A 21,035-nucleotide genomic window follows, 5' to 3' on the forward strand; every position below is an offset into this window, starting at 1 on the left:
CATGATCGGGCCAAAGTTACGTGCAGATTTACGGTAAACCAGATTGCCCCAGCGATCGCCCTTATAGGCTTTAATCAGGGCAAAGTCAGCCTTGATCGGATACTCAAGCACATAGTCTTTACCATCAATATGACGGGTTTCTTTGCCTTCGGCCAAAAGTGTTCCAAAGCCTGTTGGGGTAAACACCGCCCCTAGTCCCATACCTGCTGCCTGAATACGGCACGCCAGATTGCCTTGCGGTACCAGTTCAAGTTCAACCTTTCCGGCACGGTACAGTTCATCAAATACATAAGAGTCAGACTGACGTGGGAAAGAGCAAATCACCTTTTTAATTGAACCGGCTTTGAGCAGTTTAGCCAGACCATAATCCCCATTACCGGCATTGTTGCTCACAATGGTCAGGTCCTTAACGCCAAGTTCAATCAGACCGTCAATGAGTTCAGCGGGTTGTCCTGCGGTACCAAAACCACCAATCAGAATGGTTGCACCATCTTTAATCTGCGATAGAACCTCGCTTAGTGAGGACTTACTTTTGTCAATCATGTGAGAAACCTTAGAGCATGAGGTAACGTGATGTATTACTACCGCTAAAAATTTATTGAAATTCTTAATGGTAGTAATAAATGGAGTAAATTTTGTGAGTCAAAAGCGAACTTTTAACTCACATACACTTTCAATTAAGCACTAGCGCGACGGCGTTCAACTTCAGTTGAAGGAGCAGCAGCGGCTTCTTTAACCAGTTCAATGTTAAATGTGATGTGTTTGAAAGCGTGATCTAAACCACGGCGTTGAATTTCAGCAGGGTCTGTGACATCTACTGCTGTTGCCACTAAACCGTCACGAGTAGCGAAGGCAAAGTCATCCCATAAATACTCATCACCCTCAATGTTGAATTGAGTAGTCAGCTTGCGGTAACCCGGTGCAGAAACGAAGTAGTGAACGTGAGATGGACGGTTACCATGACGGCCTAACTTGTTAAGAAGAGCCTGTGTTGTACCTTCAGGAGGGCATCCATAACCAACTGGCATAGTGGTTAACGCTACATATTTACCATCTGCATCGGTGAAAATGGTACGGCGTAAGTTAAAGTCAGATTGTGACTTATCAAAGAATGAATAGTTACCTAAACTGTTGGCATGCCATACTTCAACTTTGGCATTTTCAATAATATTGCCATCAGTGTCGGTTACCGTACCTTCAATAATTAAGGTATCGATTTTGCCAGTCTCGGTTCCGTCATCCATACGTGCAAAGCCAACTGATTCAGGTGCGCCAGCAACATAAAGTGGACCTTCGATAGTACGAGGTGTACCGCCTGTAATACCAGCTTTGGCATCTGCTTCATCTGCACGTAAGTCAAGGTAATGTTCAAGACCTAAGCCTGCTGCCAAAAGACCAAGTTCATTTGCTTGACCTGCATCGGTAAAATATTCCAAACCTTTCCAAACTTCAGAAGGTTGGATGTCTAAATCTTCGATGGCTTGAAATAAATCCCCAAGAAGGCGCACTACAATTTGTTGAACACGTGCATCAACTTCGCCTTTTGCAGTGTCGACATTCATTTGTTTTACAAGCGCATCAATTTGTTGACGGTTCATACTAAAACTCCTTAAGTATGCAATACGGTTTTGGGTGGCAGCGCTGCGGGCATTTGGTTTTGCTAGCGAATAAGTGCCGCCACGTTCCTTGTTACCTTCTGAATAATCTGCTTGGTTTTTAAATGGACTTCAGAGATCGCATTTAAAAAATTCTTTCTATTTACGAATCATCATCACGAACAGATGATGGATGACGGTTAAGTGCCATCACTTCAATGTCCATATATGGATAGAGAGGTAAACCTTGTAAAATGTTGTGCAATTCTTCATTGCTATCTACATCAAAAATACTGATGTTCGAGTACTGACCTGTAATTCGCCAGATATGACGCCATTTACCTTGGCGTTGTAAGTCTTGCGAATAAGCTTTTTCAACGGCCTTAATTTCATTTGCTTTGTCGGCTGGCATATCAAGTGGAATATGCACATCCATACGTACATGAAATAACATGGGAAACTCCTTATCCTTTTGCCTTAACGACGTAATTTCTCAATCTTATCTTCATCAATTTCAATGCCTAAGCCCGGAGCTGTCGGCAAATGCAATTCAAAGTTTTCGTAACGTAGCGGCTCTTTTAAAATTTCTTCGGTAAGTAATAACGGACCAAATAATTCAGTGCCGAACGCTAACGTTTCAAAAGTTGCAAATACATGGGCCGATGCAATACTTCCTACAGGGCCTTCAAGCATGGTGCCGCCATATAGGTCGATACCAGCCAAACCAGCAATTTTGCCAACTTCACATGCTTCAATCAGACCACCAGATTGTTCAATTTTTACGGCAAATACATCTGCACCGTGATTTTTTGCAATACGGTACGCGCTGTCAGGTCCAGTTAAAGCCTCATCAGCCATAATGGCTACATCAAAACGTTGGGTGAGGCGAGCAAGTGCTTCGGTATTTTGAATTGCACATGGCTGTTCGATTAAATCGATTCCACCATCTTGGAGCTGTTGAATACCATGAATACACTCAAGTTCTGACCATGCACGGTTTACATCTACACGTACACTAACATCAGCACCTAATGCTTTTTTAATAGCAATCACATGGTCAACATCTTGCTGTAAAGGACGCGCACCAATTTTAAGTTTGAACGTGTTGTGGCGCTTTAGCTCAATCATTTTGCGAGCTTCAGCAATATCTTTTTCCGTGTCACCAGACGCAAGCGTCCAAAGCACAGGTAAACTATTACGCAGACGTCCACCTAAAACTTCGCTTAATGGCACACCTAAACGTTTGGCCTGAATATCAAGTAGGGCAGTCTGAATGGCACACTTAGCAAAGCGGTTACCATTAATATTTTTACGAATCAGTTTTAGTGTTTGTGCAACATTTAAATCTTTAACTGATGTCAGTAATGGTGCAAAGTAGGTGTCAATATTGGCTTTGACACTCTCAGGACTTTCTTCACCATAGTTCAGCCCACCAATGGTGGTGGCTTCACCCCAACCGACAATACCATCCGTGGTCGTAATTTTAACGAGTACCAAAGTCTGGGTACGCATAGTAGTCACAGACAACTGGTGAGGACGGATAGTTGGAATATCCACAAGTATGGTTTCTATGGTTCTATACATGAAGTTTCAACTATTACGAACTTGTTTGTATACCATAGAAGAATGTAATAGCCTAAAATAGATATAGAACGGTATTTTAAGATACTAAAAAGGTATATTAATGGAATTAAGACATCTACGTTATTTTGTTACCGTTGTTGAAGAACAGAGTCTGACGAAAGCTGCAGAAAAGCTTTTTATTGCTCAGCCACCTTTAACACGCCAAATCAAAAAACTAGAAGAAGAATTAGGGATCGATTTATTCGAAAAAGGCTCTCGTCCATTAAAAGTAACGGAAGCAGGGCTGTTTTTTTACCAGCATGCGGTACAAATTTTGACGCATACCGCTCAAGCTGCTTCGATGGCTAAAAAAATGAAGCTGGTCGAGAACGTTGTTAAAGTTGGTTATGTGAGTTCGCTTCTTTATGGGCGATTACCACAGGTCATTTATCTATTTAGACAAAAAAATCCTGATATTCATGTCGAGCTTATTGAATGTGGTACACGAGATCAGGTGGAAGCTTTAAAACTCGGTAAAATTGATTTAGGTTTTGGTCGATTACCAATTAGTGATCCAGCCATTAAGCGACTTTTACTCAGAAAAGAAAAATTAAAACTCGCAATCCATAAAAAACACCCATTAAGTGATTTCCAAGAGTCAGGAATTTATTTATCTCAAATTATCAATGAGACAATTTTTTCTTATCCAACCACACCTAAACCAAATTTTTCGACCACTATTCAAGCTTTATTTACCAAATTAGGTCTTGTTCCGGCCAAGCTGACTGAAGTACGAGAAATTCATATGGCACTTGGCTTAGTGGCATCCGGAGAGGGTATTTGTATTATTCCGGAAAGCGCCTGCGACATTGGAATGAAGAATCTAACTTATTTAAATATCTTAGACTTAGAAGCCTATAGTCCCATCTCTCTATCCATGCGCAACATGGACCAAAGTTCCTATATTCCTAAAATCTTAGATTGTATTGAAGAGATCTATAGTGAAGAAGAAGTATCCAGAAATTTGAATTTATAAATTTTTAATACGCTTTAAATTGAATTATCATGTTATTTTAAAACTTTAAACCTATAGGTAATATGTAAAAGGAATTATTAAATGAGAAAAATTTTAGGTGTAGCTTCTCTCATTATGTCTACAGGTGTTGTACATGCTGAACAATTAAATGAACAAGAACAAATTTCTCCGTACAGTGCGAATGTGACTTTTGCAAGTCAATATATTTCACGTGGTTTTCAACAAACTTGGGGTAAGCCTGCACTACAAATTGGTTTCGACTATGCAAATCCGAATGGGCTATTTGTGGGTACTTGGGCATCCAATGTAAGTTCTAACTATCTCCGTGATGCTTCAGTTGAATGGGACTTTTATGCAGGTTATTTAAAAACCATCGATAAATTCTCAATTGGAATGTCTGTTTTTTATTATTATTACCCAGGTGCAAAAAGTACGGCTGAAACGGGGAGTACAAGCTATAACTATGGCGAAATTGTGCCTCAAATTGGCTATGGTCCTTTAAGTCTCAAATATTTTATTACTTATACCCCAGATTACGCAGGTTATAACTCAAATACGATGGGTGGACCGGAAGGTAAACGTTCACGAGGAACAACCTATTTAGACCTCAACTTTACACAGCCGATCAATGAAAGTTGGACTTTTGGTGCCCACTATGGCTATGAAAGAATTAAAAACTTCTCAGAAGCTAATTTTCAGGATATGAAAGTCGAACTTATTAAAGATTTAGGTGATGGCTGGACTACAGGGTTAGCTTATACCAAAGCGTGGGACAAAGACGGATACTATAGAAATTATAGTAATGGTGAATCAGATGCACCAATTTCAAATCCAATTCACTCAACCTTTACAGTAGCTGTAAAAAAGGTGTTCTAATTTATACATAAAAAGCCTGATCACTTTAATTTGGAGTCAGCAGGCTTTTTCTAATACATAGAGAAAATTATTTTTTAATTAAATCATAAGCCATTTTAGTATCGTCTAGCTGAACCAGTGAAGCATGGCGAGCAGAGAGCGGATCTTTATTTTCAATTGCAGTTAAAATTGCTTTATGTCTTGGTAATGAATGACCTTGTAAATTTGGGCGTAGACTGGTGACTTGAATCGATTGCTGCAAAGGTAAAACCAGCATTTTTGACATATAAGCCAGCAAGTCATTATGCGTTGCTTTGGCAATTGCTAAGTGAAACTGGATATCTGGCTCTATAAACTCTTCAACTGTTGTCGCCTTTTCCATTCCTTTATAGGCTTGCTTAATACGCTCAATATCTTCTTCATTTGCTGTACTTGCCGCAATATAGGCTAACTCTGGTTCTAAAACTCGTCGTACGGTAGAAAGTGTTTTAAAAAACTCATGTTCAGGCGTGGTTTGAATCAACCAGAACAGTACATCTGGGTCGAGTAAATGCCATTCTTCTTTAGGTCGAACTACTGTTCCGATTTTGGGCCTTGAATATGTTAAGCCTTTCGCATTTAAAACACGTATAGCTTCGCGAAAGACAGGGCGGCTGACTTTATATTCCTCACACAAATCAACTTCACTTGGGAGCTTTTCATTTTCTGAAATTTCTCCAGAAACAATTTTTAATCCCAATTGTTGAACGATTAATGCATGTTGGCTTTTGCTTGGAATAGGATTTTTATAGTCAGCTTTACTCATATTTCACTATTACGACATGTTGAATATCCTATGGTATAGATGACCTTGTGTTTTAACAAGATCATCTTTTTCAAGAATAAATATTAATGGGAATGACGTGGAACTTCTGAGCCACGGCAACCGACCAAGAAATCAAAATCACAACCCTCATCGGCTTGTAAAACATGTTCTACATAGAGCTTACGGTAACCACCAATAAAACTTGGTGGAGCTGGTGGTGCTAAATTTTCAAGACGTTGCTTAAGTTCTTCATCACTCACTTCTAGGTGAAGTTTTCCAGCATAGGCATCAAGTTCGATAAAGTCACCATTTTGAACTACGGCCAAAGGCCCACCTGCCATAGCTTCAGGGGCAACATGTAAAACGACCGTGCCATACGCAGTTCCACTCATACGTGCGTCGGAAATACGAACCATGTCGGTAATGCCTTTGGCTAAAATTTTTGGTGGTAGGCCCATATTTCCAACCTCGGCCATGCCCGGATAGCCTTTAGGGCCGGCATTTTTCATCACAAGAATACAAGTTTCATCGACATCTAGATCTGGGTCATTAATGCGGGCTTTATAATCATCGAAGTTTTCAAATACGACTGCACGACCACGGTGTTTCATAAGTTCGGGTGTTGCAGCAGATGGTTTAAGCACCGCACCTTTAGGCGCTAAATTCCCGCGCAAAATACACATACCGCCATCTTGTCGAATTGGATTATCTATTTTTCGAATCACTTCATCGTTATAAATAGGTGATTGTTGGCAGTTTTCCCAAATGGTTTGACCGTTTACGGTTAAAGCTTGAGGATGTGGTAAGAAATTGGCTTCACCCATGCGACGAATCACGGCTGGCAAGCCGCCGCTATAATAGAACTCTTCCATTAAAAAACGACCCGAAGGCTGTAAGTCGACAATGGTTGGCATGCCGCGGCCAACACGGTTCCAGTCATCCAGTTGTAAATCAACCCCAATGCGTCCAGCAATTGCTTTTAGGTGAATCACGGCGTTGGTTGAACCACCAATAGCTGCATTGACTTTAATGGCATTTTCGAAAGCTTCTTTGGTTAAGATTTTAGAAAGGCATAAATCTTCATGAACCATGTCAACAATACGCATGCCAGAAAGATGAGCCAACACATAACGGCGAGAATCTACCGCTGGAATGGCCGCATTGTGGGGTAAAGAAGTGCCTAGGGCTTCAGCCATACAAGCCATTGTAGAAGCCGTGCCCATGGTATTACATGTACCAGCTGAGCGTGACATACCAGATTCGGCAGATAAAAATTCATTTAAATCAATTTTGCCTGCTTTTAACTCTTCATGCATTTGCCAAACGATGGTACCTGCACCAATGTCTTTACCTTTGTGCTTACCATTCAGCATTGGTCCGCCAGTCACTACAATGGCAGGAATATCACAACTTGCAGCACCCATTAATAATGCAGGGGTGGTTTTGTCACAACCTGTCAGTAACACCACACCGTCAATAGGGTTACCACGAATCGCTTCTTCGACATCCATACTGGCTAAGTTACGGGTAAACATGGCGGTAGGACGTAAATTCGACTCACCATTTGAAAATACAGGAAACTCAACAGGGTAGCCGCCCGCTTCTAAAATCCCTTTTTTTACGTGTTCGGCAATTTTTCGAAAATGCGCATTACATGGGGTGAGTTCAGACCACGTATTACAAATCCCAATGATAGGCTTGCCTTGAAACTCATGATCTGGAATTCCTTGGTTCTTCATCCAGCTGCGATACATAAAGCCATTTTTATCCGTTGTACCAAACCAGGCAGCCGAACGAAGAACTTGTTTGTTATTCATACAAATTTCCCTATATAGTATTACTATTAGAATTAATTAATTTAAAAATACACCATAAATTTTATTTTTAAAAGGTTTGAAATTTAAATAGTATTACTATATTTTAAATTGAAAGGATAATTTACGAGCAAGATGCTCTATAAGTAAATAATAGGAAATGGAGTCGAACATGGATTTCGAAAAGGATGTAATACGGACGGTCACGTTTAAGCTGATACCTGCATTAGTCATACTATATCTGGTGGCATATATTGATCGGGCCGCTGTCGGGTTCGCTCATTTGCATATGGGTGCCGATGTAGGAATTGGTGATGCTGCCTATGGTCTAGGAGCTGGCTTATTTTTTATTGGATATTTTCTTTTTGAAGTTCCAAGTAATTTGCTTTTAGACAAATTTGGTGCTCGTAAATGGTTTACCCGCATTTTATTAACATGGGGCCTCATCACCATGGCCATGGCGCTTATTCAAGGCCCTAAAAGTTTTTATCTCTTAAGGTTTTTACTCGGTGTAGCAGAGGCGGGTTTTTTCCCTGGTGTTTTATACCTAATTACACAGTGGTATCCGGTGCGGCATCGCGGAAAAATCATGGGAATGTTTGTACTTTCACAACCGATTGCCATGATGATTGCAGGGCCTTTAGCTGGTCTATTACTTGGATTGGATGGCATTGCAAATTTGCACGGTTGGCAATGGTTGTTTGTTGCAGTTGGCTTGCCCGCGGTTTTATTGGCTTTACCTACCTTTTTGTGGCTGCCCGATAACATTGATAAAGTAAAATGGTTAAGCATTGAACAAAAACAATGGCTTAAAAATGAACTCGTTAAAGATGAAGCCGAATATGACCAAACCCGACATGCCAATCCACTACATGCTTTAAAAGACAAACGCGTACTTTTATTAGCACTTTACTACTTACCGGTAACGTTAAGTATTTATGGTTTAAATCTCTGGCTTCCTACCATTATTAAGCAATTTGGCGGAGGTAGTGATATTCAAATTGGGTTCTTATCTAGCATTCCCTATATTTTTGGAATTATTGGACTTCTCATTATTCCGCGTAGTACTGACCGCCTAAACGATCGTTATGGACACTTAAGTTTTCTGTATGCACTAGGTGCTTGTGCAATGTTTTTAAGTGGTTGGCTAAATTCTCCAGTTATGCAGTTGGCAGCTTTGGCTGTAGTTGCGTTCTGTCTATTTTCATCGACTGCCGTGTTTTGGACACTACCGGGTCGTTTCTTAACGGGTGCAAGTGCAGCAGCTGGTATTGCCTTAATTAACTCTGTTGGAAATTTAGGTGGCTATGTCGGTCCATTTGGGATCGGACTGTTAAAAGAATACACGGGAAATATGGCTGCTGGTTTGTATTTCTTATCTATCGTCATGCTTTTTGGCTTGATTCTGACTTACATCGTCTATGCCAAGCTCGAACGTCAAAAAACACAAACAGTGAATATTCAAAAGCCTTTGTAAGGAATAAAACATGCAAATTATTCAATTTGAAAATCGTGCAAATCAACGTGCCGTCGCGAAAGTAGAAGGCAACATGGCATATCCGGTTAAAGATATTCAATCGGTTCGTGATTTAGCACTTTTAGCAATCCGCAATAAAGTTTCACTGGAACAACAAGTTGAGGCGTTAGGGTTTGAGTCCGAAACTTATGATTATTCATCTTTATTAGCAGATTTAAAGGTACTGCCGCCTTTAGACCATCCAGATCCAACGCATTGTTTAATTTCCGGTACAGGTTTAACCCATTTAGGTTCTGCATCTGCACGCGACAAAATGCATCAACAAAATTTAAGTGATGACAACTCGGTGACCGACACTATGCGAATATTTCAATGGGGGTTACAAAAGGGGCGTCCAGCAGAAGGTCAGATCGGTGCGCAACCGGAATGGTTTTATAAAGGCGATGGTTCAATTGTGGTAAGACCGGGAGCAGAGCTGCCTTTACCCCCATTTGCTGAAGACGGCGGCGAAGAACCTGAAATCGCAGGCCTCTATGTTATTGGCGAAGATTTAAAGCCTTACCGAATCGGGTTTGCGCTGGGCAATGAATATTCTGATCACGTGATGGAGCGCCGTAACTATTTATATCTGGCCCATTCAAAATTGCGTTTTTGCAGTTTTGGTCCAGCTTTACGGACGGGCGAGTTACCAAAACATTTAGTCGGAACCAGCCGCTTGCGCCGTGATGGACAAATTATTTGGGAAAAAGAGTTTTTGTCGGGTGAGGACAATATGTGCCATAGCTTGGCAAATCTGGAATATCACCACTTTAAGTATCAACAATTTTTAAAAGCAGGGGATGTTCATATTCACTACTTCGGTACAGCCACTTTGTCTTTTGCCGACGGTATTCAAGCGCAAGTCAACGATGAGTTTGAAATAGAAATGAAAGAGTTCGGCCATCCACTCAAAAACAAACTTGCTCATATGCAACCCGAATTACCGGTCGGTTCAGTTATTACTCTCTAAGGAATATAAAAATGGTCATTGGACACAACTTTATTGGCGGTTCACGCAGCGCACAAGGTACAACCTTATTAAAAAGCATTCATGCTACGACTGGTGAAGCTCTGCCTTATGAGTTTCACCATGCAACCGAGCAAGAGATTAATCAGGCCTGTGAAGCAGCCAGTCAAGCCTTTAAGACTTACCGCCATACGTCACCTGAACAGCGTGCAGTTTTTTTAGAAAATATTGCCGATGAACTCGATGCTTTGGGTACAGATTTTCTTGAAATTGTCTCACAGGAAACCGCTTTGCCACTTGCACGCCTACAAGGTGAACGTGCCCGGACCAGTGGGCAAATGCGTTTGTTTGCCAAAGTATTGCGCCGTGGTGATTTTTTAGGTGCCCGTATTGATACCGCTTTACCTGAGCGTCAGCCTTTACCTCGCCCAGACCTGCGTCAGATTAAAATCGGTGTTGGCCCTGTTGCAGTCTTTGGGGCAAGTAACTTTCCTTTAGCATTCTCAACTGCGGGTGGTGACACTGCTTCAGCACTGGCAGCAGGATGCTCTGTAGTGGTGAAAGCCCATAGTGGACATATGGCGACAGCAGACTTTGTAGCTCAGGCAATTGAGCGTGCCGTAGAAAAATCAAATATGCCTAAAGGTGTATTTAACATGATCTACGGTAATGGTGTGGGCGAGCCTTTAGTGAAGCATCCTTTAATTCAGGCTGTGGGTTTTACAGGTTCACTACGTGGTGGTCGTGCTTTATGTGACATGGCAGCAGCCCGACCACAACCGATTCCTGTGTTTGCTGAAATGAGCAGTATTAACCCGATGCTGATGTTGCCAGAAGCCTTAAAAAACCGTGGAGAAAAAATTGCACAGGACTTGGCTGATTCAGTGGTTTTAGGCTGTGGTCAGTTCTGTACTAATCCGGGTTTGATTTTGGGAATTAAATCAGCTGAATTTAACCAGCTCATTAGCAACCTGACTGAAATTATAGGGGCTAAGCCTGCGCAGACTATGCTGAATGCCGGCACCTTAAAAAGTTACACCGCTGGTCTTGAGCACTTGACCCAGCATCAAGGCATTAAGCATTTGGCTGGCAATACTCAACAAGGTAATCAGGCACAGCCACAACTGTTTAAAGCTGATGTTGAGCTTTTACTGGCGGGTGACCAGCTTTTACAAGAAGAAATCTTTGGGCCAACCACAGTCGTCATTGAAGTTGAAGATAAAGCCCAACTCATTCAGGCACTACAAAGTATGAATGGGCAATTGACTGCGACTTTAATTGCCGATGAAGCTGACTTAACCGAGTTTGCAGATGTAGTTCCAGTTTTAGAGGAAAAAGCCGGTCGATTACTTATAAATGGCTACCCAACTGGTGTTGAGGTGTGTGATGCGATGGTACACGGTGGGCCATACCCAGCCACTTCAGATGCACGAGGTACTTCAGTTGGAACCTTGGCCATTGACCGTTACTTAAGACCTGTGTGTTACCAGAACTATCCGCAAAGCTTATTGCCAGAAGCCTTAAAAGACAGCAATCCGTTGCAGATTTTAAGATTGGTCAATGGTGAGATGACTAGAAACGCGATCTAAGAATGAAAAGAGACCATGTGATGGTCTCTTTTTACTCTTGTAATGTATAACAATAAATTTATATGGGAGTCGGTAATAGATTCAGGTCTAATTTATATAACTATCTTATTAGTAAAGGTGTTTTATTAAATAATGGTATATCCACCATCAATTGTAATGCATGAGCCATTCATAAAACGGGCTTCATCGGAAGCTAGAAAAATAGCTAACTCAGCAACTTCAGACGCCTCTCCAAAACGGTCCAGTGGAATTTTATCAGTTGGACGGGTTTCTAGCATTTTGGCCGTCATTGGCGTACGAATTGTACCTGGGCAAATAGCATTAATTTTGATGCCATGTTTGGCATACACTGCTGCTAGATGTTTTGTATAACCAATTACAGCATGTTTTGAGGCTGTATAAGAAGCGCCTCCCATTTGAGCAACTAGACCCGCAATAGATGCAATATTGATGATTGCACCAGAACCTTGCTCAATCATTTTAGGCAAAACTAAATTACTTAAATTGAATACAGCTTTTACATTTATGGCAAACATAGTGTCCCAAAGTTCTTCGGTCGTATCTAAGCTATTGGTATATTTGTCGAAAATACCTGCATTATTCAGTAGTACATCAATTCGTCCAAACTTCTCTAATGTAAATTCAACTAACTGCTTGAGCTGATCAAATTGAGTGACATCAACTCGAAAAGCAAAGGCTTCTCCACCTGCGTTGATGATATTCTCGGCAACTTGGTTAGCCTGTTCTAAATTCATATCGGCAATAATTAATTTTGCTCCTTGTTGTGCAAAAGCAATTGCTTCCGATTCACCCATACCAGAGGCTGCACCTGTGATAATACAGACTTTATTTTGTAGTCTAGACATAATACATTTCCTAAATCCTAAATTTTGATCTAAGCTCTCTTTGTGAAATAGATGCTTAAATATTGAAGTTCTCCTGTAAGACTTAAAATACGTATTTAGCCAAACGAGCTCTAGATACAATCTGGGAATGAAGACGATATTCAGACATACTGAGCGAATATCGGACAGGGAATTTAGAAAAGGGAAAATGATGAGGGATCAGATTATTCAACATCCGCTCTCAGAAGAGACGATTAAATACGATGACTATATTGCAGGTTTAGCAAAGGGCCTCAATATTCTTGAAGCATTTGGCACAGATCGACAGCGTTTAAATGTTACTCAAGTCGCAGAGCGAACTAATATTACTCGTACAGCAGCACGTAGATATCTAAAGACACTCAAGTTTTTAGGCTATCTTGAAACTGATGAATATTATTACTGGTTAACACATAAGGTACTTAAGTTTTCAGGGGCTTTTTTAAGTACAGCACATTTGCCAAAAATATCACAGTCTGTCTTAAATCATTTATCTGAAAAAACGACATTAGTTTTTTCAGTAGTGGTTCAAGATAATTATGAGGTTGTTCCGATTGCTAGAAGTGTCCCGCAAAATGATCATTTCCGGGTAAGTCCTTTTGGTATTCATCTAGGTAACCGAATTCCTGCTCATGCTTCATCTACTGGTAAAGTTTTATTAGCGCATAAATCCTTAGAAGAGCAGAAAAACTGGATTAAGTTATATGGACTTAAACGATTTACTGCATATACATACACAGAAGAAGCCAGTTTTCTAGCTGCATTACAGACCATTAAGGACAATGGTTATTGTATTTCCGCTGAAGAATATGAACTGGGCGTAACAGCAATTGCGATACCGATTATTAATCAGACTGGTGATATTATTGCGGGATTAAATGCTGTTGCTCCGATTTCTAAAGTAAATGATACCTATCTGATTAATACGGTTTTGCCATTACTAAGAGAGGCAGCCAAAGAAATTCGAGACATGATTTAGTTTATTGTTCTTTGGTTTCAATCAAACGTCCTTATTGGGCGTTTTTTTATATTTAAAATAATTTTATCAATATCTTAAGACTATTTAATTTGTCTTATATAAACGTTGGAAGAGATGATTTTATAAACAGTGAACGATATAAGATGTGTTTGCGCGATCATCGTTCAATTTAAAAGAAAGTGGTCTAGTCGGAACTGTGATAGCCCCGTAGTTTAATAAAAAGAAAAGCGTTCGATACAACACTATCAGGATGGTGTAGCCAGCTATTTCAGGCAAGTGAACGCATGGATCTGTCGCAAGGAGTGACAACAATGAATACCAAATTACCTCAACAGCTTGAATGCGATTTGGTTGTGGTGGGTGCAGGTGCAGGCGGTTTGTCGACTGCGATTACTGCTAAGAAAAAAGGCTTAAATGTTATTGTCCTTGAAAAAGACGATGTGTTCGGAGGTACAACAGCTTTTTCTGGTGGAGTACTATGGGTTCCAGGAAATCATCATGCAAAACAAAATGGTATACAAGATAGCCGTGAAGCAGCATTGACCTATTTAAAGCATGAAACCAAAGAATTTTTTAATGCTGAGGCTGTAAACGCATTTCTGGATTATGCACCTGAAATGCTAAATTTTTTCGAACAATACACCTCAGTTAAATTTATCCCGACACTTTATCCAGACTATCATCCAGATGCTCCTGGTGGGGTTGATATTGGTCGCTCTGTACTAGCTGCACCTTATGATATTCGTGGTTTGGGCGAGAATATGAAGCGCCTACGCCCACCTCTTAAAACCATTACTTTTATGGGCATGATGTTTAATTCATCTAATGCGGATTTAAAGCACTTTTTTAATGCCACTAAATCGTTTACTTCATTTATCTATGTGGCAAAGCGATTAGCTATTCATTTAAAAGAACTGGCTGTTTATGGTCGTGGTACCAATGTCACAAGCGGTAATGCTTTGGCTGCACGTTTGGCTAAATCTGCATTTGATTTAGATATTCCAATCTATACAGAAGCTGAAGTTAAGCAGTTAAATTTTGAAAATGGCAAAGTTATTGGCGTACAAGTTCAACAACAAGATCAGCACTGCCAGATTAAATCTAAAAATGGAGTTGTGCTAGCATGTGGCGGATTTTCACATGATATTGAAAGACTCAAACAAGTTTACGCGCACCTGAAACGTGGTGGTGAACACATCTCACCTGTGCCAAAGACTAATACAGGAGATGGTTGTCGCCTTGCAGAATCGGTTGGTGGTGTAGTGGATATTCAATATGCGGATTCTGCTGCATGGATGCCAGTGTCAAAAGTCCCTTATACAGATGGCTACGGCGTGTTCCCACATTTATTAGACCGTTATAAGCCGGGAATTATTGGTGTACTTAAAAACGGGAAACGTTTTACCAATGAATCAAACTCTTATCATGATGTAGGTGCAGATTTATTTAGGGCTTGTGAGGAGTTTGATGAAACAGCCATGTGGTTGATCTGCGATCATAAAACGATTAGCAAATACGGTTTAGGTTATGCCAAACCAGCCCCAATGCCACTTTCACCTTTAATTAAAAAAGGCTATCTCTTTAAAGGTAATAGTTTAAAAGAATTGGCACAGCAAGTGGGAATTAATGCTGAGCAATTGGTTAAAACAGTACAGCGTTATAACGAAGGGGCTGTTAAAGGCCAAGATCTAGAATTCCACCGTGGTTCTACTTCGTTTAACCGATATTTGGCCGATCCAGATCACAAACCAAACCCATGTGTAGCACCAATTGAGCAAGGTCCATTTTATGCTGTGAAGGTGTTTATGGGCGACTTAGGAACATTTGATGGAATCAGAACAGCTGTTACTGGTGAAGTTTTAAATCAGTTTCATCAACCCATTCAAGGTTTATACGCAGTTGGTAATGACCGTGCGAGTATTATGGGTGGAAACTATCCAGGTGCAGGAATTACTTTAGGGCCAATCATGACTTTTGGTTATATCACAGGATCACATATTGCTGATTTAGCTAAAGGAGGGAATGGTTTTATATCATCTAAAAATTCTAAATCTGCCAACTCTCAATCTGTTAAGGAGACTTTTCATGTTTCATAAACCGATTGTTGATCACCGTATTTACAATATTACACCAAGATGTATGCCTAGATTTCTTGAGGTATTCGATCAGTTGGCGATGCCTATTTTGAAAAAGCACTTGGGTGAGCCACTTGGTTTTTATATTAGTAATATCGGTACGTTAAATCAGGTTGTACATTTGTGGGGTTATGACAGTCTGGATGACTATGAAAAGCGTAGTTTTGCCCGAGATACAGATCCTGACTTCCAAATTTATTTGAAAGCATCTGAAGGTTTAGTGACGTCACAGGTGAATCAAATTTTAAGGCCAGTGAACTTAGCTTCATTAATTAAGCCTTAAACAGCAGTTTATTTAAAAATTCCCTTAAGGAACGGTGTTTTGAGAAAAACACCGAGGGAAACTTCGTGCTTTTATAAGGAGAAACTCATGAGCACAAGTCAAATACAAAGGAAAGATGTAAAAAGCATATTAAATGAAAATAAGATGGGTGGACTACAAAAGCTCATTCTATTTTTTTGCTTTGCTATTATTGCTCTAGATGGTCTGGATGTAGTCGTCATGGGATTGATTGCTCCTCAGATTATTCAGGAGTGGGGCATTAGTGCACAAGAGTTAGCACCAGTTTTAAGTGCAGCATTGGTTGGATTAGCAATAGGTGCATTAGTTTCTGGGCCTTTATCAGATAAATTTGGCCGAAAACCAGTGCTAATTTTAAGTGTACTTGGCTTTGGTATTTTTACTTTGCTGACAGCATTTTCAACTGATATCACACATCTCTTAATTTATCGCTTTCTTACTGGATTAGGTGCCGGTGCTGCTGCTCCCAATGCAGCGACTTTAGTTTCAGAATATGCAGCAGATCATCGCCGTTCATTTTCAGTTACTGTTGCCTACTGTGGATTTTCTTTAGGCGCTGCCGCAGGTGGTTTTTTAGCAGCATGGCTGATTCCGGAGTTTGGCTGGCGTGGTATGTTGATATTAGGAGGTGTACTACCTTTGATTTTGGTACCATTTTTATATTGGAAAATGCCTGAATCAATTACTTATTTAGTCAAACAATCGTACTCACAAGATAAAATCAAAGCGATTTTAAAACGCTTATTTCCACAATCTTCTTTTTTAAATCAAGAAATTTATCTGAATGAAGTAAAAACTGAGAAATCTGGTCTAGGTCTAATTTTATCTAGTAAATATCGCTATGGCACGATTATGCTCTGGATCAGTTATTTCATGGCATTATTTTTAATCTACCTATGCAGTAGCTGGTTACCAACCTTAATTAAGTCGAATCAATTTACGATTTCTCAAGCTGCCATTGTGACTTCGTTCTTTCAAATTGGTGGTCCTGTTGGAAGTATCACTCTTGGTTGGTGTATGGATCATTATCGTCCGCGTTTGGTTCTTTTTATTGCCATGTTAATTGGTGCACTTGCAACCTTTGGGTTAGGGCATTTTGGTCATGATATGGTGCTTATGTGTGTTTTTGCATGGATTCTTGGTTTTACCTTTAATGGTGGGGCCGTTGGTTTGAGTGCTTTAGCGACTGGATATTATCCGACTTCTGCTCGTGCAACCGGAGCAAGCTGGATGAATGGTATTGGGCGCTTTGGTGCAATATTAAGTGCATTTGCTGGAGCTGCGATGATCAGTTCAGGTATGCCATTTTCTATGATGTTCTCATTGTTAATGATTCCTGCTGTACTTTCTGGTTTTGCTGTTTTAATTCAGGGTATTAAAACGAAACAGTCTGTTGTGCAAACCAAAACACAGTTGAGTTAAATCAGTAATAAAGCAAGTTGATTAACAACTTTAAAATCTATCTTTGCTTCTTAAATATTTTCTATGGCTTTGAATTAGCTTGATTAGCATGCTGGTCAGGTAAGGATAAATGCACCTAAAAAATGTATAGCAGTTGATTCAACTGAAATAATTCAAGGCTTTATGTTCATAATAAACAATGTGCTAAGGAACAGCATTAATGAAATTTTCTATGACTTCGCTTGCGATGATTTCAACTTTTACATTAGTAAGTAGTGCGGTATTCGCCTTCGATCCTTTAGCTCAGGATCAAAAATGGATATTGGGCGATTGGAATGGAAAACGGACTCAACTCGAACAGCAAGGTTATCAATTTACCACCGCTTTTCAAAATGAAAGTGCTGTTAATTTGAGTGGGGGATATGACGATTCATCACGATTATTTAATGCAAACCAATGGACATTTGGTACACGTCTAGATTTAGAAAAAATCGCAGGTTGGAAAGATACTCAAGCACAGTTGAGCATAACGAAACGAGATGGACAACCGCTTTCTACTGATCGGATTAGTGATCCTAGAGCGCCGCAATTTAGTAGTGCTCAAGAGATTTATGGTCGTGGACAATGGTGGCGCTTAACCAGTGCATGGATTAAAAAAGGATTTTTGAATAATGATCTACAAATTAAGGTAGGTCGTATGGGGCTTTCAGATGATTTTAATGCATCGCATTGTGAGTTTCAAAACTTAATGTTATGCGGAGGTCAGTTAGGTAAAACAGTAGGAGATATTTGGTTCAATAGCTCTGTAAGCCAATGGGGAATTAACGCCAAATATCAATTTTTACCATCACTCTGGTTTGGAACAGGGATTTATGAGGTCAATCCTGAAAACGCTTTAGAGCAACATGGTTTTAATTTGGATATGGATCAACGCAAAGGTATTTTAATTCCTGCGGAACTATCGTGGAAACCCAATCTAGCATTTTTCGATGGCTTAAGTGGTGAATATAAAGTCGGTGCATTTTTGTCAACGGCAGATGCACGTAATGTTAGTACAGATGAAAAAGGTAATATTGAGCCAAATGCAGCAGATCGGAAATGGCAAAACAATAAGCATAGTGTTTGGCTTAATGCGCAACAACAGGTTTTTGCGCCTGCGGACGACCCTAAGCGTGGTTTATTTATTTCAGCAAACTTTACTTTTAATGATAAATCTACAACTGTTGTTGAAAGCACACAGCAACTAGCGCTTTGGTATAAGGGCATATTCGAGCATCGACCAAATGATACTATTGGTTTAGGTCTGGCACGTTTTGATGTGAATGATCGTGTCCGAGAACGCCAAAATGCATCTAATCAATTGCTGGGATTAACCGAAGCTGACTATGCGGATCCGAAATATACACCGATTCAGCATGACGAATTGAATATTGAATTGAACTATAACTTTCAATGGTCACCTAGTATTGCTTTACGACCAAATATTCAATATGTGCATCAACCTGGCGGTGTAAAACAGGTGGATGATGCTTGGGTCGCAGGTATGACCATGAAGCTTAATTTTTAAATATGTATGAGTAAAAAGGCAAACAGAGGTTTGTCTTTTTATTTTCCAAACAAGATTTTTAGATTTTCTTGAAAAAGCGTTTCAAGTGATAAAACTTCATTGGGATTCAGGATACCATTGTGAATCATACCCATCCACATAGGACTCACAATAAGCAATGCAAATTGCTGTGGGGAAATCGTGGCTGATAATTCTCCACGTTGAATCGCTAAACTGGTTAATTGCTCAAGCTCATACTGAATAGGTAAAAAAATCTTATTCACGTAAGTTTGACGAATATGCGGAAAATTATTTCCTTCACGTAAAATTAAGAGTGCCATATCCGCACGACCAGTCGTTTCAAGCGTTAAAACACTGGGAATAATCTTTTTGCAAATGAACTCGTAAACGGTTTCATTTTGAGTGATTTCAGAGGCGCGAATAGGGCGAAATGAATCGTTGATGAGAGCATCAATGACTGCTTCAAATAACTGATCTTTAGTTTCAAAATAAGAATAAATTGTACCTTTGCCTAATTCAGCATGTTTAGCAATATCTGAAATTTTTGCTCTTGCAAAACCCACTTCAATAAAATGTTGTAGAGCAGAGTCAATAATTTTCTTTTTAGTTTCTTGCGTCTTTTCTAGGCTTGGGCCGCGTGTTTTAGATTTCGTCATGTTGAACTAGATTTCATTGTTAACAATATTATTTTAACATAAATTGACCTGCGGGTCATATTCGAATTAAAATCGACTTAAAAGTCACTTTTGGTTGAATTATGCAGGCACCAAAGTCCAGTGTTCAATATTGTATTATTAGTTTTGCACTATGCCTTGCTGCTTTAAGCACAGCTTTAGCAAGTCCTCTATATGCAATCTATGAACAACAGTGGGGCGTTTCAACATCTCAAATAGGCTATATCTTTATTTCCTATATGTTAGGCGTAGTTTTTTCACTCCTGTTTTTAAATAAACTCAATGCAATTTATCACTATAAAAATGTGATTTTGGTCAGTTTGGCTTTAACCATTTTAGGTTTAGTGTTGTCTGCATTGGCAAGTTCTGTTTGGTTACTGGGCTTTTCAAGGTTTCTGATAGGAATTGCTTCAGGACTTATTACCACCGCTGCAATGGTAGGACTCAAAGACCAATATCCGTTTCGTAATAAGGCATTAGCTGAAAAGCTTACTTCTATAATTACTGTTTTGGGTTTTGGTTTGGGACCTTTGGTCGGTGGTGTATTAGCTGATCATACTGTGCGACCTTTGGCTGATCCTTATTGGATTATTATCTTTTTTTCACTTCTAATATTTATCAGTGTGTTTTGGGTCAAACCCAGATTTAAAATTGAGAAGAAATATCAGTTAAATGAGTTATTAAAGTTACAAGGTTTAGCATTACCACAGATGGCTTCACGTAAAATTTTCTGGGTCTGTAGTGTGGCTGCACTTTGTAGTTTCGGGGCCTTCAGCTTATATGCAGCTTTGGCCGGGACTTTTATTAAAGAATTACCCATTAAATCATCAGCCACCTTAACCGGTGTATCAATTTCAATCATTTTATTTGTGTCAGTGCTGAGTCAATTATTTTGTAAATCTTTTAAAGAATTGCATGTGTTGTATGCAGGACTATTCGCTTTATTGCTTGGAACCATTAGTTTGGTGATTGCAGAAATCGAACACATAGTTTGGTTTTTATTGATCAGTATTTTACTGACGGGTATGGGACATGGTTTTACCCTAAGTGCTGTCTACCACTTTATTGGCAATATGATGGATCGGGAAAAAAATCCGCTGATCTTTTCTAGTTATTTGTTTATTGCTTATCAAGGTACGATCTGGCCTGTCATCCTTTCCAGTTATTTTATTGAATATTTCGGAGTGATCATCACATTAGGGCTGACTGCAGCATTATTAATGGTGACTATCGTTTGGTTGATGCATCAACTTAAATTTAAGGTGGGGCCTATATTAGCTTGTCATAAATAATGATTGCTCAGTTTTTGGAGCTTGAAAAATGTTTTTAAAAGGAGTCTAGGCAATCGAAATAT

The 21,035-nt window shown here is 39.7% G+C and carries 19 protein-coding genes; 11 read left to right on the top strand and 8 right to left on the bottom strand.

All coding sequences use genetic code 11. The features are described from left to right. From KNQ97_RS15960 to KNQ97_RS15975, 4 genes are all read right to left on the bottom strand, one after another. Window positions 1-543 (bottom strand): 3-oxoacid CoA-transferase subunit A (locus KNQ97_RS15960; protein WP_253612443.1); only part of this gene is annotated, 543 nt, incomplete at its 3' end. 134 nt (window positions 544-677) lie between these two features. Continuing rightward, on the bottom strand, window positions 678-1,598 hold the full coding sequence (catA, locus tag KNQ97_RS15965; RefSeq protein WP_001081618.1) for a catechol 1,2-dioxygenase: 921 nt from the start codon (window positions 1,596-1,598) through the stop codon (window positions 678-680). A 160-nt stretch (window positions 1,599-1,758) separates the two neighbouring features. Beyond that, on the bottom strand, window positions 1,759-2,049 hold the full coding sequence (gene catC, locus KNQ97_RS15970) for a muconolactone Delta-isomerase (RefSeq protein ID WP_000897234.1): 291 nt from the start codon (window positions 2,047-2,049) through the stop codon (window positions 1,759-1,761). Between the two features lie 23 nt (window positions 2,050-2,072). After that, window positions 2,073-3,179 carry a muconate/chloromuconate family cycloisomerase gene (locus KNQ97_RS15975; RefSeq protein WP_001986121.1) on the bottom strand — a complete coding sequence of 369 codons (1,107 nt, stop codon included), beginning with the start codon at window positions 3,177-3,179 and terminating at the stop codon, window positions 2,073-2,075. Window positions 3,180-3,279: 100 nt separating this feature from the next. Between KNQ97_RS15975 and KNQ97_RS15980 the strand changes: the two genes are divergently transcribed. Further along, window positions 3,280-4,194, top strand: coding sequence for a LysR family transcriptional regulator (locus KNQ97_RS15980; RefSeq protein WP_000423293.1), 915 nt, complete (start codon window positions 3,280-3,282; stop codon window positions 4,192-4,194). An 81-nt stretch (window positions 4,195-4,275) separates the two neighbouring features. Next, window positions 4,276-5,070, top strand: a complete 795-nt coding sequence (locus KNQ97_RS15985; protein WP_031994141.1) for a TorF family putative porin — start codon at window positions 4,276-4,278, stop codon at window positions 5,068-5,070. A 67-nt stretch (window positions 5,071-5,137) separates the two neighbouring features. Here KNQ97_RS15985 and KNQ97_RS15990 read toward each other — a convergent pair whose 3' ends face one another. Continuing rightward, the gene (locus KNQ97_RS15990; protein ID WP_005110669.1) at window positions 5,138-5,854 is read right to left on the bottom strand and encodes a FadR/GntR family transcriptional regulator; all 717 of its coding nucleotides are present in this window, start codon (window positions 5,852-5,854) and stop codon (window positions 5,138-5,140) included. An 83-nt stretch (window positions 5,855-5,937) separates the two neighbouring features. Then, window positions 5,938-7,671 (bottom strand): IlvD/Edd family dehydratase, encoded by a 1,734-nt coding sequence (locus KNQ97_RS15995; protein ID WP_253612444.1) that lies wholly within the window; start codon window positions 7,669-7,671, stop codon window positions 5,938-5,940. Window positions 7,672-7,840: 169 nt separating this feature from the next. Here KNQ97_RS15995 and abaQ point away from each other — a divergent pair, with 169 nt between their 5' ends. Genes abaQ through KNQ97_RS16010 form a run of 3 tightly spaced genes read left to right on the top strand, consistent with a single transcriptional unit; the run spans window position 7,841 to window position 11,740 of the window. Next, the gene (abaQ, locus tag KNQ97_RS16000; protein WP_000345063.1) at window positions 7,841-9,145 is read left to right on the top strand and encodes a multidrug efflux MFS transporter AbaQ; all 1,305 of its coding nucleotides are present in this window, start codon (window positions 7,841-7,843) and stop codon (window positions 9,143-9,145) included. 10 nt (window positions 9,146-9,155) lie between these two features. After that, window positions 9,156-10,154: an AraD1 family protein gene (gene araD1, locus KNQ97_RS16005; protein WP_086261939.1), complete on the top strand. Its 999-nt coding sequence runs from the start codon at window positions 9,156-9,158 to the stop codon at window positions 10,152-10,154. Window positions 10,155-10,165: 11 nt separating this feature from the next. Then, window positions 10,166-11,740 carry an aldehyde dehydrogenase (NADP(+)) gene (locus KNQ97_RS16010; RefSeq protein ID WP_098714124.1) on the top strand — a complete coding sequence of 525 codons (1,575 nt, stop codon included), beginning with the start codon at window positions 10,166-10,168 and terminating at the stop codon, window positions 11,738-11,740. A gap of 125 nt (window positions 11,741-11,865) precedes the next feature. Here KNQ97_RS16010 and KNQ97_RS16015 read toward each other — a convergent pair whose 3' ends face one another. Beyond that, window positions 11,866-12,606 (bottom strand): SDR family NAD(P)-dependent oxidoreductase, encoded by a 741-nt coding sequence (locus KNQ97_RS16015; RefSeq protein WP_058061850.1) that lies wholly within the window; start codon window positions 12,604-12,606, stop codon window positions 11,866-11,868. A 190-nt stretch (window positions 12,607-12,796) separates the two neighbouring features. Here KNQ97_RS16015 and KNQ97_RS16020 point away from each other — a divergent pair, with 190 nt between their 5' ends. From KNQ97_RS16020 to KNQ97_RS16040, 5 genes are all read left to right on the top strand, one after another. Further along, window positions 12,797-13,603, top strand: coding sequence for an IclR family transcriptional regulator C-terminal domain-containing protein (locus KNQ97_RS16020; protein WP_005305842.1), 807 nt, complete (start codon window positions 12,797-12,799; stop codon window positions 13,601-13,603). Between the two features lie 311 nt (window positions 13,604-13,914). Then, window positions 13,915-15,699, top strand: coding sequence for an FAD-dependent oxidoreductase (locus KNQ97_RS16025; RefSeq protein ID WP_058061849.1), 1,785 nt, complete (start codon window positions 13,915-13,917; stop codon window positions 15,697-15,699). Further along, a complete protein-coding gene (locus tag KNQ97_RS16030) occupies window positions 15,689-16,021 on the top strand; it encodes an NIPSNAP family protein (protein WP_013197722.1) in 333 nt (110 codons plus the stop codon). Before KNQ97_RS16025 ends, KNQ97_RS16030 begins: the two co-directional genes overlap by 11 nt. 87 nt (window positions 16,022-16,108) lie before the next feature. Beyond that, entirely contained in the window at window positions 16,109-17,461 is a 1,353-nt protein-coding gene (locus tag KNQ97_RS16035; protein WP_058061848.1) for an aromatic acid/H+ symport family MFS transporter, read from the top strand. 211 nt (window positions 17,462-17,672) lie between these two features. Then, the gene (locus KNQ97_RS16040; protein ID WP_252357164.1) at window positions 17,673-19,007 is read left to right on the top strand and encodes a carbohydrate porin; all 1,335 of its coding nucleotides are present in this window, start codon (window positions 17,673-17,675) and stop codon (window positions 19,005-19,007) included. Window positions 19,008-19,045: 38 nt separating this feature from the next. Here KNQ97_RS16040 and KNQ97_RS16045 read toward each other — a convergent pair whose 3' ends face one another. Further along, complete coding sequence (locus KNQ97_RS16045; RefSeq protein ID WP_005305827.1) at window positions 19,046-19,663, bottom strand: TetR/AcrR family transcriptional regulator; 618 nt, start codon at window positions 19,661-19,663, stop codon at window positions 19,046-19,048. Window positions 19,664-19,764: 101 nt separating this feature from the next. Here KNQ97_RS16045 and KNQ97_RS16050 point away from each other — a divergent pair, with 101 nt between their 5' ends. Further along, a complete protein-coding gene (locus KNQ97_RS16050) occupies window positions 19,765-20,973 on the top strand; it encodes an MFS transporter (protein ID WP_098714122.1) in 1,209 nt (402 codons plus the stop codon). Window positions 20,974-21,035 lie beyond the last annotated feature (62 nt).

Origin of the sequence: Acinetobacter sp. UC24323 (assembly GCF_024151445.1) — a bacterium.
In the GTDB taxonomy this organism is placed as follows: Bacteria; Pseudomonadota; Gammaproteobacteria; order Pseudomonadales; family Moraxellaceae; genus Acinetobacter; species Acinetobacter baumannii.